At 61.9% G+C, this 14,443-nt stretch carries 13 protein-coding genes; 12 read left to right on the top strand and 1 reads right to left on the bottom strand.

The annotated features are described in order from the left end of the window. Window positions 1–15: 15 nt before the first annotated feature. The 6 genes from QRN54_RS02135 (at window position 16) to QRN54_RS02110 (ending at window position 7,047) form a co-directional block, all read left to right on the top strand. On the top strand, window positions 16–2,178 hold the full coding sequence (locus tag QRN54_RS02135; RefSeq protein ID WP_042920534.1) for an acyl-CoA dehydrogenase family protein: 2,163 nt from the start codon (window positions 16–18) through the stop codon (window positions 2,176–2,178). Window positions 2,179–2,261: 83 nt separating this feature from the next. Continuing rightward, on the top strand, window positions 2,262–3,302 hold the full coding sequence (locus QRN54_RS02130; protein ID WP_003945711.1) for an acyl-CoA dehydrogenase family protein: 1,041 nt from the start codon (window positions 2,262–2,264) through the stop codon (window positions 3,300–3,302). Next, on the top strand, window positions 3,287–4,438 hold the full coding sequence (locus tag QRN54_RS02125; RefSeq protein ID WP_058227266.1) for an acyl-CoA dehydrogenase family protein: 1,152 nt from the start codon (window positions 3,287–3,289) through the stop codon (window positions 4,436–4,438). The genes QRN54_RS02130 and QRN54_RS02125 overlap by 16 nt, the downstream gene beginning before the upstream one ends. A gap of 7 nt (window positions 4,439–4,445) precedes the next feature. Then, the gene (locus QRN54_RS02120) at window positions 4,446–5,438 is read left to right on the top strand and encodes a bifunctional MaoC family dehydratase N-terminal/OB-fold nucleic acid binding domain-containing protein (protein ID WP_064075134.1); all 993 of its coding nucleotides are present in this window, start codon (window positions 4,446–4,448) and stop codon (window positions 5,436–5,438) included. A 2-nt stretch (window positions 5,439–5,440) separates the two neighbouring features. Next, the gene (locus QRN54_RS02115) at window positions 5,441–5,881 is read left to right on the top strand and encodes a MaoC family dehydratase (RefSeq protein WP_020968404.1); all 441 of its coding nucleotides are present in this window, start codon (window positions 5,441–5,443) and stop codon (window positions 5,879–5,881) included. Continuing rightward, window positions 5,878–7,047, top strand: coding sequence for a lipid-transfer protein (locus QRN54_RS02110; RefSeq protein WP_019746856.1), 1,170 nt, complete (start codon window positions 5,878–5,880; stop codon window positions 7,045–7,047). Before QRN54_RS02115 ends, QRN54_RS02110 begins: the two co-directional genes overlap by 4 nt. Before the next feature lie 111 nt (window positions 7,048–7,158). Here QRN54_RS02110 and QRN54_RS02105 read toward each other — a convergent pair whose 3' ends face one another. After that, on the bottom strand, window positions 7,159–8,475 hold the full coding sequence (locus tag QRN54_RS02105; protein WP_285181510.1) for an HNH endonuclease signature motif containing protein: 1,317 nt from the start codon (window positions 8,473–8,475) through the stop codon (window positions 7,159–7,161). A gap of 85 nt (window positions 8,476–8,560) precedes the next feature. On the opposite strand from QRN54_RS02105, the gene QRN54_RS02100 reads away from it, so the two are divergent. The 6 genes from QRN54_RS02100 to QRN54_RS02075 all read left to right on the top strand — a co-directional run bounded on the left by QRN54_RS02100 (window position 8,561) and on the right by QRN54_RS02075 (window position 14,434). After that, complete coding sequence (locus QRN54_RS02100; RefSeq protein ID WP_285181509.1) at window positions 8,561–9,127, top strand: GNAT family N-acetyltransferase; 567 nt, start codon at window positions 8,561–8,563, stop codon at window positions 9,125–9,127. 31 nt (window positions 9,128–9,158) lie between these two features. Then, window positions 9,159–10,160, top strand: coding sequence for an AraC family transcriptional regulator (locus tag QRN54_RS02095; RefSeq protein ID WP_285181508.1), 1,002 nt, complete (start codon window positions 9,159–9,161; stop codon window positions 10,158–10,160). 134 nt (window positions 10,161–10,294) lie between these two features. Continuing rightward, window positions 10,295–10,705, top strand: a complete 411-nt coding sequence (locus tag QRN54_RS02090) for a VOC family protein (RefSeq protein ID WP_047269632.1) — start codon at window positions 10,295–10,297, stop codon at window positions 10,703–10,705. A gap of 126 nt (window positions 10,706–10,831) precedes the next feature. After that, window positions 10,832–12,025 (top strand): methyl acetate hydrolase AcmB, encoded by a 1,194-nt coding sequence (gene acmB, locus QRN54_RS02085; RefSeq protein ID WP_064688621.1) that lies wholly within the window; start codon window positions 10,832–10,834, stop codon window positions 12,023–12,025. A gap of 103 nt (window positions 12,026–12,128) precedes the next feature. Next, entirely contained in the window at window positions 12,129–12,977 is an 849-nt protein-coding gene (locus tag QRN54_RS02080; RefSeq protein WP_003945658.1) for a mycofactocin-coupled SDR family oxidoreductase, read from the top strand. Then, a complete protein-coding gene (locus QRN54_RS02075) occupies window positions 12,974–14,434 on the top strand; it encodes an MFS transporter (RefSeq protein WP_047269629.1) in 1,461 nt (486 codons plus the stop codon). Before QRN54_RS02080 ends, QRN54_RS02075 begins: the two co-directional genes overlap by 4 nt. Window positions 14,435–14,443: the final 9 nt, after the last annotated feature.

Below are 14,443 nucleotides of genomic sequence, written 5' to 3'. Positions count from 1 at the left end.
AGGCGGGAACCAGTTGTGACAATCGCCACGACCGATGAACAGCGGGCGGTCCAGGAATCGATAGAGGCCTGGGCTCGCTCGGCCACGCCGATGGACATGGTACGCCGTGGACCAGCAGTTTCGTGGCGGGAGAAATGGTCCGAGTTCGCGTCTCTCGGGATATTTTCGGTCGCCGTTCCCGAAGCGGTAGGCGGAGCCGGGGCCGAAATCGTCGATCTCGCAGCAATGCTCGAGCAGGCGGCAATCGAACTCGTGCCGGGTCCTGTTCTCACGACTGCACTCGCAGCTCTGGTGGTGGGGCGTAGTTCGTCGCCCGCTGCCAAGCGATGGTCCGAAACGCTCGCCGACGGTGCGCTGCCGTGTGCCGTCGTATTGGACGAAAGTCCAGTTGCGGCAACGGCGAATGCGTCCGGCGGCATCGAGCTTCATGGCGAAGGAGGTTACGCCTGGGGCGGCGATTCAGGCGTATCGGTACTCGTGTCGGCGGGCGTCGTGTCCGAAGACGAAGGCTCGCGTGTCGTCTGGGCTCTCGTCGACGGAGACAGCGAAGGCGTGACCTACGAAGCGGTCGACACGATCGACAAGTCGCGACCACTGGCGCGAGTCTCCTTCGATCGAGTGACGGTCGATGCCGACCGAATCCTCGATGACATTGCGCCAGGATCGGTTTCCGACCTAGCGGCGGTACTTGGGGCTGCCGAAGCTGCCGGAATTGCGGCGTGGAGCCTGCGTACTGCGGTGGAGTACGCGAAGATTCGCGAACAATTCGGAAAGCCCATCGGCTCGTTCCAGGCGATCAAACACATCTGCGCCGAAATGCTGTGTCGCGTAGAGAATGCCGGAGCCGTCGCCTGGGATGGTGCGGTCGCTGCCGAGTCGGGCGACGAACTTCCGATCGCCGCAGCAGTGGCCGCCGCGGTGTCGCTGGATGCCGCTGTCGACACGGCAAAGGACTGCATTCAAGTGCTCGGCGGCATCGGATTCACCTGGGAGCACGAGGCGCACTTCTACCTTCGTCGAGCACTGTCGCTCCGGCAGATTCTGGGCGGATCGTCTCATTGGCGCGCACGCGTCGCGGAATTGACGATCGGCGGCGCACGGCGTCATCTTCAGATCGACTTGAGCGAGCTCGAATCCGACCGGTCCGAAATTCGCGAAGAGGTAGCGCAATTGGTGGCGCTGCCCGAATCCGAGCAGCGCAACGCGTTGGCCGAATCGGGCTACCTTGCACCGCACTGGCCCAAGCCGTACGGCCGGGGCGCCAAGGCTGCGCAACAGATTTTGATCGAAGAAGAGTTGGCGGCCGTCGGTATCGGCCGACCTGATCTGGTGATCGGCTGGTGGGCAGTGCCGACCATCCTCGAGCACGGCAGTGCGGAGCAGATCGAAAGATTTGCGACTCCGACGCTCAAGGGCGAGATCACCTGGTGCCAGCTCTTCAGCGAACCCGGCGCAGGTTCCGATCTTGCCGCACTGCGCACGACCGCGGAAAAGGTCGACGGCGGTTGGAAGCTGAACGGCCAGAAAGTCTGGACTTCGCTTGCGCGTGAAGCTGACTGGGCCATCTGCCTCGCCAGGACCGATCGCGAGGTTCCCAAGCACAAGGGCATCACGTACTTCCTTCTCGACATGAAGACGGCCGGGATTCGGATCTCGCCGCTGCGCGAGATCACCGGAGATGCCCTGTTCAACGAAGTCTTCCTCGACGACGTCTTCGTCCCGGACGAGTGCGTCGTCGGCCAGCTCGGTGGAGGCTGGAAACTGGCCCGAACGACCCTCGCCAACGAGCGAGTCGCGATGAGCGGTGGCTCTTCGCTCGGCGGTGCGATGGAGGAATTGCTCGAGCTGGCCGGCGACCCCGATCCTGTGGTGGCAGACAAGCTCGGTGGGCTGATCGGAACCGCCATGGTGGGCTCACTGCTGGAATTGCGCACGACACTGCGGCAATTGGACGGTCAGGATCCGGGTCCGGCGTCGAGCGTCCGCAAGCTGGTGGGCGTGCGCCAGCGTCAGAATGTCGCAGAGTTCGCCATGGAATTGGGTGGCCCGGCCGGATGGGTGGAGGGTCCGCTCTCGCGTGAGTTCCTCAACACGCGATGCCTGTCGATTGCCGGCGGAACCACGCAGATTCTGTTGACCGTCGCCGCGGAGAGAATTCTGGGCCTGCCCCGTGATTAGACGGCGTGAGTAGAGGCCTTTAGAAATGTCCACGTTGGTGATACAACTAGAACACGTTCTACATCAGAGACAGGATTGCCAGCGTGGACTTCACTCCCGATGAAACCCAGGAAGCGGTAGCCGAGGTGGCTACCGCGCTCCTTGCCCGCGAACTGGAGCCGGACGCGCTCTGGGCGGCATTCGCCGATGCCGACCTGCTCACGTTGGCCCTGCCCGAGCGTCTGGGCGGCGAGGGACTCTCCGTCGCCGACGTCGGTTCCCTCCTCGTCGAGGTCGGCCGGGCCGCCGCTCCAATTCCGGCTCTCGCAACCCTCGGCTTCGGTGTACTCCCCATAGTCGCTCTGGGGACCGACGCTCAACAGGACGAATTGCTCACCGGAGTCGGCGCCGGACGGGTGTTCACCGCGGCGCTCGGTGAGCCGGGGCAGCAGTTCCCGGCGCAGCCGTCGACCACCGCGCAGCAGTCGGGCGACTGGTATCGCGTCAGCGGGACGGTGCTTGCCGTGCCTTTCGCGGCGAGCGCACACAGAATTCTTGTGCCCACCGACGCCGGAGTCGTTCTCGTCGATCCGACCGCCGCCGGCGTCGCATTGACGCCGACTCCCAGTGCGTCCGGCAGTCCGGAGTTCGCAGTCACCATGGACGAGGCAGTCGGTGAACTTCTCGGTGCCGGCGAGGAAGCCGTCCAGACGCTGTACCGGATCGCCACGGCAAGCATCGGAGCCGTTGCAGACGGTTTGGTGTCCGGCGCCGTCGATCTCACTGCGGCACATGTCGGCTCGCGTGAGCAATTCGGTAAGCCGCTCGCCACGTTCCAGGCAGTCTCACAACAGATAGCCGACGCGTACGTCACCTCCCGGACCCTTCATGTCGCGGCGTTGTCGGCGTCCTGGCGCGTGTCGGAGGGCCTGGACGCCCAGTCGGACCTCGACGTCATGGCGTACTGGATCGCCCAAGAAGTGCCTGCCACGATGCAGGTGCTTCACCACCTGCACGGCGGTCTGGGCGTCGACGTCACGTATCCACTTCATCGTTACTACTCGACTGCAAAAGACCTGGCACGCCTGCTCGGCGGTGCTTCGCAGCGACTCGACCTCGTGGGGGCCCGGTGTTCATCGATCTGACCGACAGTCAGCGCGCATTGCAAGCTGAACTTCGACGCTACTTCTCGACGCTGATCTCGCCCGAAGAGGCCAAGATCATGCGCGTGGAGCGGCATGGCCCTACCTATCGCGAGGTCATCCGTCGTATGGGCAAGGACGGCTGGCTCGGCGTCGGCTGGCCGGTGGAGTTCGGCGGACGTGGGTTCGGTGAAGTCGAGCAGCAGATTTTTGTCAACGAGGCTGTGCGGGCGGATGTCCCACTGCCTTCGGTGACGTTGCAGACCGTCGGTCCGACCCTGCAGAAGTACGGCAGCGAGGAGCAGAAGCAGAAATTCCTGCCCGCGATCCTCGCCGGTGAAGTGCACTTCGCGATCGGCTACACCGAACCGGAAGCCGGCACCGACCTTGCAGCACTGCGCACTTCGGCGGCACGAAATGGTGACGAGTACGTCGTCAACGGCCAGAAGATTTTCACCACCGGCGGGCATGACGCCGATTACGTGTGGCTCGCCGTGCGGACAGGGTCTGCCGATTCAAGGCACCGCGGCATCTCCATCCTGATCATGGACACCAAAGATCCCGGCTACACCTGGACCCCGATCATCACCTGCGACGGTGCGCATCACGTCAACGCCACCTACTACGAGGACGTTCGCGTTCCGGCGAACATGCTTGTGGGTGAGGAGAATCAGGGCTGGCGCTTGATCACGACGCAGCTCAACCACGAACGCGTCATGCTCGGTCCGGCAGGTCGTGTCGCAGGGATTTACGACCACGTCTTCGATTGGGCCAAGCGTGAAAACCTGCTTGATCACGTTGACGTACGGCGCGCGCTCGGCGAAATTCATGCGACGTACCGCCTCAACGAACTGCTCAACTGGCAAGTGGCGTCGAGTGATTCGGAGTCGGTGGATATCGCCGACGCTTCGGCAACCAAAGTGTTTGCGACCGAGCGTATCCAGCGGGTCGGTCGACTGGCGGAAGAGATCGTCGGGCGGTACGGAAATCCGATCGATCCCGAAACTGCTGATCTCATGGAGTGGCTGGACATGCAGATCAAGCGCAACCTGGTGATCACCTTCGGCGGTGGAGTCAACGAGGTGATGCGCGAATTGATTGCGACCGCCGGCCTGAAGCTTCCTCGCGTTCCGAGATAGGAAACAAATCGTGTCAGATCCCATTCTCACTGCTGCCGAGCGGGTTCGAGAGGACGGGCCAAGCGCTCCTCGCGCCGGCCGGGACCCCGTGAACCTGCCGATGATCCGCAACTGGGTCGAGGCGATCGGTGACGAGAACCCGATCTACGTCGACGAATCGGCTGCCCGCGCCGCCGGACACGACGGAATAGTCGCGCCGCCGGCGATGGCGCAGGTATGGACGATGCGCGGTCTGGGGGCAATTCGAGAAGCCGACGATCCGTTGGGCCGGATGACGGACATCCTCGACGAGGCCGGATTCACGTCCGTGGTCGCGACCAACTGCGATCAGATCTACCACCGCTACTTGAAGCCGGGTGAAGAAGTCACCATCTCCTCGGTGTTGGAAGACGTTGTGGGACCCAAGAAAACAGGTCTTGGTGAAGGATGGTTCTTCACTACTCGCAGCTTCTGGCGGGTCGGCGAAGAATTGGTCTCGGAGATGATGTTCCGGATCTTGAAGTTCGCGCCGCCAGTCAGCGAGAGTTCCTCCACTGACGTGCCTGCGGACCTGGACGCATCTCGAATGCTGCGTCCGACAGCATCCCTCGACACGCAGTTCTTCTGGGACGGTGTCGCCGCACACGAGTTGCGTATTCAACTGCGTGCGGACGGTTCGGTACAGCACCCGCCGGTGCCCGCGATCTGGAAAGACAAGTCGGAGCAGACCGACTACGTGGTCGCGTCAGGTCGGGGAACGGTCTTCAGCTTTGTCGTTCACCACGCCCCCAAGGTTCCTGGTCGGTCGTTGCCGTTCGTCGTGGCCCTGGTCGAACTGCCCGAGGGTGTGCGGATGCTCGGCGAATTGCGCGGTATCGATCCGTCGAGTGTGTCGATCGGGATGGAGGTGGAGGCGGTCTACCTCGACTTCCCCGGAGACGACGAGACCGGGGGAACTCCCTGGACTCTGTACGCCTGGCAGCCGGTTTCTGTGTCTGCGGTTTCTGCGGTGAAGGAGTGACGATGACTTTGACGACGGATATCACTGTGGGAGAGGTTCTTCCGCAGCTCTCGATTTACGGCGACCCGACGTTTGTGGTCTCGGCGGCGCTCGCTACCCGCGATTTTCAAGATGTTCACCACGACCGCGATCTCGCACAGAAACGCGGCTCGAAGGACATCTTCGTCAACATCCTCACCGACACCGGCTTGGTGCAGCGATTCGTGACCGATTGGGCCGGACCGCGGGCTGTACTCACGTCGATCAAACTCCGCCTCGGAGTCCCCTGGTACGCCTACGACACCTTGACGCTCTCCGGAACGGTGACCTCCTACGACGAGGATCTCGTGTCGCTCGCGGTGGTCGGCAAGAACAGCCTGGGAGATCACATCACCGCACAGGTCACACTGGCATTTCCGGCGTCGGGCTCGAATGGAGACATTGAAAACGGAGACATTGAATGAGCGCATTGTCCGGCAAGGCAGCGATCGTCGGAATCGGAGCCACGGATTTCTCGAAGGACTCCGGTCGCAGTGAACTGCGACTTGCCGCCGAGGCTGTTCAAGCCGCGTTGGACGACGCCGGTCTGACACCCGCCGACGTCGACGGTCTTACCTCGTTCACCATGGACACCAACACCGAAGTGGCAGTAGCTCGTTCGGTGGGGATTCCGAACCTCAAGTTCTTCAGCCGCATTCACTACGGAGGCGGTGCCGCTGCGGCGACGATTCAGCAGGCCGCCATGGCTGTTGCCACCGGCGTCGCAGACGTCGTCGTCGCTTACCGCGCGTTCAACGAGCGATCGGGTGCGCGTTTCGGGCAGGTGAACTCCGGCCTTGTGGCGCAGGTCAATTCGTCGGGAACGGACAACGCCTTTTCCTATCCTCACGGATTGGGTACTCCCGCATCCTTTGTCGCGATGGTCGCGCAGCGATACATGCACGTATACGGAGCGTCCAGCGAGGACTTCGGTCGAATCGCCGTCGCCGACCGTAAGCATGCAGCCACCAATCCGAAGGCGTTCTTCTACGGAAAACCGATTACCCTCGAGGACCATCAGAACTCGCGATTCATCGCTGAACCTTTGCATCTCCTCGATTGCTGCCAGGAATCCGACGGCGGCATCGCGATCGTCGTCACCTCGCCAGAACGAGCCAAAGATCTGAAGAACACCCCCGCCGTTATCGCTGCCGCCGCACAGGGCAGCGGGGCAGATCAATACATCATGACCAGCTATTACCGCGACGGTTTGACCGGCCTACCGGAGATGGGCCTTGTCGGCGATCAGCTCTGGTCACAAAGTGGGCTGCGCCCGTCGGACATGCAGACGGCGATCTTCTACGACCACTTCACGCCCTATGTTCTGATGCAGCTCGAGGAACTCGGTTTCTGTGGCAGGGGAGAGGCAAAGGACTTCATCGCCGGTGGCGCAATCGAACTCGGCGGCAAGCTTCCGATCAACACCCATGGTGGACAGCTCGGCGAGGCATACATTCACGGGATGAACGGTATCGCCGAGGGTGTTCGGCAGATCCGCGGTACTTCGGTCAACCAGGTCGACTCCGTCGAGAATGTACTGGTGACTGCGGGAACGGGCGTTCCGACATCGGGGCTTGTGCTGACTCGCTGATTATCGTGGGCACAGCTTCATCAAGCGTCACGGCCGGTTGGCACCGCATCGAGGTCTCCTTCGATGCGGTGCTCGGTTCGTGTTCTGTTGTCGCCAAAGAGGTTTGACCTCTCAGGTTTTGAAGGTGGTGTTCGCCGGCCTGGGTTGCTGCCCGGGGTCGATCGAGGGTGGCGGGATGAACCACGGTTTGTTGTCGGCGCCGATGCGGATCGCCCACTTCCCGACGAACCCTGATTTCCGGTGCATCAACCGGTGGTGTGAACGGCACAGCAGGACCAGGTTGTTCATCACCGTCGGGCCACCGTTCGCCCAGTGCCGGATATGGTGCGCATCCGTCCAGGCGGGCACGCACGTGCAGCCCGGGAAGGCGCAGCCTTTGTCTCGGGCGATGAGGGCGACGCGTTGTTCGGCGGTGACCAACCTCTTTCCTGGTTGCGCATCCAAGGGCGTGCCGTGATCGTCGAGCAGAACGGTGGAGAGGAAGCAGTCGCATCCGAGAAGTCGGGTCTGCGACACCGAGAGTGGCCCGAGCCAGGGCATGTGGCCGACATCAAGATCCGACAAGTCCAGATCGGGTGAGCCTTCGTCGTCCACATCAGAAGGCGACGCGGCGCAATCCCGATGCTCAGCGAGATCACGCGCATTGATGTGCACGTTCACGTGTGGACGCTGACCACCATCGGTACCAGTCTTGGCGCAATCGAGATAGCGGCGGATCAGTTCGGCGAACCCGTCCGCCGTCCGCTTCGCTGCCGACCGAGAATCCGGGGTTCCATCCGGTGCCGGGGTGGGCATCGTCAAATTCGACAGGGCCGACAGCAGCATTTCTCCGGTGAGGGCATCGAAATCACCACGCACCACCACCCGACCATTCAACGTCGACGCGATCCGCAACTCATTCCGATCCACATCCTCGGCGGGCGGAATCTCATCCGATTCGAAAATGCGCTCTAACGTCGCGATCACGTTCCGCACTTTCGTGGTTGTCGCTTCCACTCCGGACGCGGCAGCCAACAACAAATCGATACAGCGAGGGAGCGCTTCCTCCGGCATGCCCTTCGGTGGTGACTCACAGAACGCCACGATCAACACGGCATGATCGAACGAGCAATCCCCGCCATCAAACCGAGCCGCCACCGCAGGAAACGGCCGCAAAGCCGCACCCAATGCGGCGATCTTCTTCCCGTCCCGAACCTGCAGCATGGTGTTGGCCGCCAACCACGCACCCACCCCGCGGCTGGCAATCACCTGATCATCCGGGTGCAACGACAACTCGTCCACCACCGCCACTCGAACGGCTTCGAGGCGCAGAATCTCCGCACTCGCTTCGACAGCAGCAGCACGCAACTCGGCAGCAGACAACCGCCACAGACGTCCGCGTAACCCCACCGCAGAACCAGACACCACATCCGACAACGAGACGCTCATTGAATCCCCCGATCCCCTCCCCAAAGGATACTCGAACATACGTTCGAGTCAAGAGGTGCTTTTGGGCTCGCTCTAGGATCGCTGGATGTTCACGTTGACTACGGAACGCCTTGTTCTTCGAGATTTCACTGCCGCGGATGAAGGTGCCGTCCATCAGTACGCATCCGACCCTGCCGTCTGTAGATATGTTGATTGGGGGCCGAACACCCCCGCGGTGACCAGGGCATTCCTGGCTGACGCGGCACTCGAAGCTGCGCTCGTCGAACGTCGCACGTTCACCCTGACCATCACGTCGAAGGCCGATGGAGCGGTCATCGGTTCGGTAGCTGTGTGGGAAGTATCCGCCGCGCACCGGCGGGCGGAACTCGGTTTTGTCGTGAATCCGAAGTTCCAAGGGCGAGGCTATGCGTCGGAGGCGGCGCGCGCGGTTCTGGAATTCGCCTTTGCTCGCTTCGGAGCGCAGCGAGTGCAGGCAACGTGTCGTCCGGAGAATTCGGCGTCGGCGTCGGTGCTCACCAAAATCGGAATGGAGGAGGAGGGGCGAATGAGGGCACACATGGTGATCCGGGGGACCGCGGTGGATTCGCTGCTTTTTGCTGCAACACGACCCGCCGCCGTACAGCCAGTGATCACGTCAGCTCACTTCGCGTGACCTTCCCGGGCCCTGGTGCGATACTCGAACCATGTTCGAGGATGCCTTGCTCATCGACGCGGCCGGCCAGCCCACTATGCAGCATCACCAGGCCTTTTCTCGGGACTGGGACCGCATCAAGGAGTGGTCCGACAACATCTACATGCCGTATACGGTCACGCCGATCGGAAGTCGGTTGAAGCCGGCTTCGGACATGTACTCCGCGGCAGTCGGCAAGATCGACGTCACCAGATTCTGTTACGGGATTCCGGTCTCCGTCGGTGAATGTTCGCCTGAGGCCGGAAACATTCTGGTTCTGACGACTATCAGAGGCAACGGTCGACATGCCCTCGGCGGAGGAACTGCGGTGAATACTGCCGTGGGGGAGACCTTTGTCGCCGACTGTAGCCGGACCGACTACTTCGTCGAATTCGACGAAGATCATCTGCAGCTGAATCTCACTGTGCCGCATCAGCTTGTCGCCGATCACGCCATGCAATGGTTCGGGTCGGTTCCCGACGACCGTCTGTGGCGGCACAAGTGCACCATTGGCGGGCGGGGCTCGAGTTGGCTGGCATTGATGGACTACGTCGTTCGCGCAATTGCAGAGTCGCCTGAGGCGATGTCGAGCGAAAGGCTGGGTGCCAGGGTTCAAGAACTCATCGCGGCTCAGCTTCTCGACGAGTGGGCGACGCAGGCCGGGCTGCAACTCGGCGTCGACGTCGCCTCCGCCGAACCTGCCTACGTGCGATCGGCAGAGGAGTACATCGATACGTTTGCTCGCTCGGTGCCGACGGCATCGGAGATCGCGGCTGCGGTGGGTGTCAGTGTCCGGGCGCTCACTGCGGGATTTCGACGGTACCGAGACACCACGCCGGGGCAACGATTGCGCGCGCGTCGGTTGGAGGGTGTACGCGGCGAACTGTTGCGTTCCGACGGGAGAACCGTCTCCGAAATCGCCAACGTGTGGGGCTACGTCAATCTGGGCATGTTTGCGGCCGCCTACCGGAAACGGTTCGGAGAGTTGCCTTCCGAGACCCGGAATCGACTCTGAGGACAGTTGTTTGAACGGTCATGACGATCGTTTTACGCACTCGATGAACTGCCGTGATCCGTTGTTTCGTGTCGGAGCGTTCTGCAAGGATTGAAATCGAACGTGACAGCAATCCCACGAGCTAGGAGTACGTCATGGCAACTCGACTCAATCCGTACATCAGCTTCAACGGCAATGCCCGTGAGGCGTTGGAGTTCTACAAAGAAATCTTTGGTGGCACGCTGGCGCTGAGCACGTTCGGTGAGTTCGGCAATCCCGGTGAAGGCGGCGACAAGATCATGCACGGAATGCTCGAAACCGATCAGGGATACACCCTGATGGGTGCCGACACTCCGCCCGGCATGCCGTACAACCCCGGCGACAACATCACGGTCAGCCTCAGCGGCGACGACGGCGATGTGCTGCGCGGGTACTGGGAGCAGTTGTCGGGAACGGGAACGGTGAGCGTTCCACTCGAGAAGCAGATGTGGGGCGACGAATTCGGCGCCTGTACAGACAAATTCGGCATTTCCTGGCTGGTGAATATCGGAGCGCCCCAGAGCTGACTCCAATCTCTGCCCGGTTCTGCCGAAACGAGACAGTTTTCCTGCCGTTTCGAGGCAGAGCCGGGTGTGTGATCGCCGTTACATTCTGTTCGACAAGACAAGTTGCAAGTCGGATGGAGAAATGCAGTGACGATCGAAGATATTGCGCGGAAGCCCCTTTCGAAGCAGCGCCTCGACGACGTGCTGGCGCGAGCAACTCAGGGGGCTGATCGCGTCCCGGGTGTGGTCGCGATGATCACGGATCGAGAAGGCAACATCTACGAGGGTGCTGCGGGCGAGCGGACTCTCGGTTCCGGCGTTCCAATGACCCTCGATACAACCTTTGCGCTCTTCTCCACCACCAAGGCGATTACCGGTACCGCTGTCCTGCAATGTGTGGAGGAGGGGTTGCTCGATCTCGATGCACCTGCAGCGACCTATGTTCCCGACATCGGTGAGCTGAAGGTCCTGGACGGTTTCGACGCCGGCGGAAACCCCGTTCTTCGGGAACCCAAGCGTGACATCACCACTCGCATGCTGCTCCTTCACACTGCAGGGTTCGGCTACGACTTCTTCAACGAGTCGTACAACCGGCTCTCGCAGGAACATGGGCAGCCCAGCGTGATCACGTGTAGCAAAGCGGCGCTCACGACACCGCTGCTCTTCGACCCGGGTGAGAAGTGGGAGTACGGCACCAACATCGACTGGGCCGGACAGGTCGTCGAGTCGATTCGAGGTCAGCGACTCGGCGATGTCATGCGCGAGCGCATCTTCGAACCTCTCGAGATGACGGATATGGCATTCACGATGAGCCCGTCGATGAAGGATCGACTTGCACCGATCCATCAGCGCGAGAGCGACGGAAGCCTCACTCCGCTCATCGGATTCGAGCTTCCGGCCGAACCCGAGGTGCACATGGGTGGTCATGGTTTGCACGGCACTGTCGGCGACTACATGAAGTTCATTCGTATGTGGCTCAACGACGGCGCGGGCACATCCGGTCGCGTGTTGTCGCCGGAGACGGTAGCTGCAGCCGTTCAGAACGGGCTCGAAGGCCAGCACGTGGGGTTGTTGCCCGGAGTTCTCCCGACGCTGTCCAACGATGCGGAATTCTTCCCCGGTGTACCCAAGGGATGGGCATACTCCTTCATGACAAATGAAGAGGTGGCACCCACCGGTAGGCCGGCCGGATCGCTGGCTTGGGCGGGTCTTGCCAACCTCTATTACTGGATCGACCGGCAGACCGGCGTCGGCGGGTTCTGGGCAACGCAGATTCTGCCGTTCGCGGACCCTGGATCCATCAACGGATACCTGGAATTCGAGACCGCCGTTTACCAGTAACCGGCTGGATTCCCGCTGTCCGGGATCGACTGTTTCTTTCGGGCGGGTTCGGAGTACGCATGCAGTACAGCGCACGCTTGCATACGACGAACTAGGAGACGGCATGAACAGCCTCGAAGGCAGCTTCGAAGGAAAAGTTGCACTGATCACCGGTGCCGCACGCGGTCAGGGGCGCGCCCACGCTGTCGCATTCGCGGAGCGTGGCGCGGACATCGTGATCTGCGACCGGTGCGAGAACAGTGATGTCGTCGCCTACCCCCTCGCAAACGAGGAGGATCTGAAGGAAACCGTTCGTTTGGTGGAAGCCACCGGTCGTCGGTGCATTGCCGTCAAGGCAGACACTGCTGATCGCGACGCAATGGACGCGCTCGTTGCCCGCGCTGAAGCCGAGTTCGGCCGTGTCGACATCGCCGTCGCGAATGCCGGTGTGTCCGTGCCCGCTCCGATCACGTCGATGACGTCGGCGCAGTGGAACGAAGTCATCTCGTCGAACCTGACCGGTGTGTTCAACACCGTTGCGGCCGTGTCAGGTGGAATGGCGGAACGTGGTTACGGTCGCATCATCACGATTTCCTCGATGATGGGTCGCTCCGGTGGCACCCAGATGGCGGCGTACGGCGCCTCCAAGTGGGGCGTCATCGGTTTGACGAAGAGTGTGTCGCTCGAACTGGCAAACTCGGGTGTGACCGTGAATGCTATTGCACCGGGGAACATCTCGACGCCGATGATTCACAACGACATGATGTACGCGATGATGCGGCCTGACCTCGAATCGCCGACGGCAGACGACGTCGAACCCGTGTACGCGACTCTGCATGCGCAGCCGGTCGGTTGGCTGGATCCCTTCGAGATCACGCGAGTAGTCCTGTTCCTCGCCGCCGACGCGAGTGCCCACATGAGTGGCATCGTGGTTCCTGTCGACGCCGGAGTAGCCGCTCGCTCGAACGCTTGACGGACAAGACTGTTCGCGCGAAAGCGCGGACCGGGTGGGTCGTCGGCGTCCTGAGTCTGAGCGGTGTGGTGGTCGCGCTGCAACAGACCTTGGTGGTGCCGGTCCTGCCTGCGTTCGCGACGGCATCGGGAGTATCGTCCTCCACCGCTTCCTGGCTGGTGACCTCGACGTTGCTGACCGGTGCCGTCGCGACCCCTCTCATCGGCAGACTCGCCGACATGTTCGGAAAGCGCGCGATGATGCTCGTCTGTCTTGCCGTGATGATCGTCGGCTGCATGGTTGCGGCGCTCAGCCAGAGTTTCTGGTTACTGATCCTCGGACGCTCGTTGCAGGGGTTCGCGACGGCACTTCTGCCCGTCGGAATCAGCATCATGCGCGATGTCCTTCCTCCGGAAAAGCTCAGTGGTGCAGTAGCTCTCATGAGTGCGACGTTGGGGATCGGCGGCATGTTCGGTATGCCGATGGCGGGGGTGATCTCGGCGCACTGGGGGCTACCCGCGCTTTTCTGGGTCACCGGTGGATTCGGGGTCGTACTGATAGTCGTCTTGCCCCTGGTGGTGCCGGAATCGGCTGTGAAGAGTCGCGGACGCTTCGACTTTCTGGGAGCCACAGTCCTCACGCTCGCTATGACTGCACTGCTGCTGGCCGTTTCGAAAGGAACAGAATGGGGCTGGGCAAGCCCCGAGGTTCTGGTTCTGATCGCGTCCGGCGTGGTCTTGCTCTGTGGATGGATTCCGTGGGAACTGCACACGCCGGCACCGCTGGTCGATCTGCGGACTTCCCTTCGCGCTCCGATTCTGGTTTCGAACGTCTGCGCAGTATTACTCGGTTTTGCCATGTTCATCAGCGCGTTGGCGGCAACGCAGGAACTTCAGTTGCCCCTGGCGTCGGCGGACGGTCTCGGACTCTCGGCTGCCGAAGCCGGACTGGCGATGATGCCGGGCGGAGTCCTGATGATCGGATTGGCGCCGGTGTCGTCGAAGGTGACGAGGCGATGGGGAGCGAAGGCCACGTTGGCCTCAGGAGCGATCGTCATCGCAATCGGATACGTCTTGCGTGTGCTGTTGACGCCGACGCTGGTCAATATCGTGATCGGCGCTGCCGTGGTATCGGCCGGTGTGGCATTTTCCCTGGCAGCCATGCCGACTCTGATCACCGAATCTGCGCCGATCCATCAGACCGCCTCGGCCAACGGATTCAACAGCCTGCTCCGTTCGGTCGGTACCTCCACCGGAAGCGCCGTTGCGGCAGCGGTATTGGCCGGTTCGACGGTGGTGATCGGTGCGAGCACTGTGCCGACCCTGCATTCGTTCGCGGTTTTGTACTGGATCGGAGCGGGCGTATCGGCACTGGCGGCCGCGGTGACCTTGGCAGTGAGGGTGGAGCGGACGGGGGCGGTATCGCGGCCCGAGTTACCAATTGCAGCCGAAACCGATGGCGCAACGAAGATCGGGTGAGTCGACGGA

The organism is Rhodococcus sp. MEB032, assembly GCF_030208925.1.
GTDB classification, from domain to species: domain Bacteria; phylum Actinomycetota; class Actinomycetes; order Mycobacteriales; family Mycobacteriaceae; genus Rhodococcus_F; species Rhodococcus_F qingshengii.
Note: the sequence above shows the minus strand (reverse complement) of the source record. Positions and strands in the feature narration are given on the sequence as shown.

Excerpts from the sequence above, each read along its gene's own strand:
- QRN54_RS02115 (WP_020968404.1), top strand. The coding sequence starts at position 5,441 with ATGACTTTGACGACGGATATCACTGTGGGAGAGGTTCTTCCGCAGCTC.
- QRN54_RS02110 (WP_019746856.1), top strand. The coding sequence starts at position 5,878 with ATGAGCGCATTGTCCGGCAAGGCAGCGATCGTCGGAATCGGAGCCACG.
- QRN54_RS02105 (WP_285181510.1), bottom strand. The coding sequence starts at position 8,475 with ATGAGCGTCTCGTTGTCGGATGTGGTGTCTGGTTCTGCGGTGGGGTTA.
- QRN54_RS02100 (WP_285181509.1), top strand. The coding sequence starts at position 8,561 with ATGTTCACGTTGACTACGGAACGCCTTGTTCTTCGAGATTTCACTGCC.
- QRN54_RS02095 (WP_285181508.1), top strand. The coding sequence starts at position 9,159 with ATGTTCGAGGATGCCTTGCTCATCGACGCGGCCGGCCAGCCCACTATG.
- QRN54_RS02090 (WP_047269632.1), top strand. The coding sequence starts at position 10,295 with ATGGCAACTCGACTCAATCCGTACATCAGCTTCAACGGCAATGCCCGT.
- QRN54_RS02080 (WP_003945658.1), top strand. The coding sequence starts at position 12,129 with ATGAACAGCCTCGAAGGCAGCTTCGAAGGAAAAGTTGCACTGATCACC.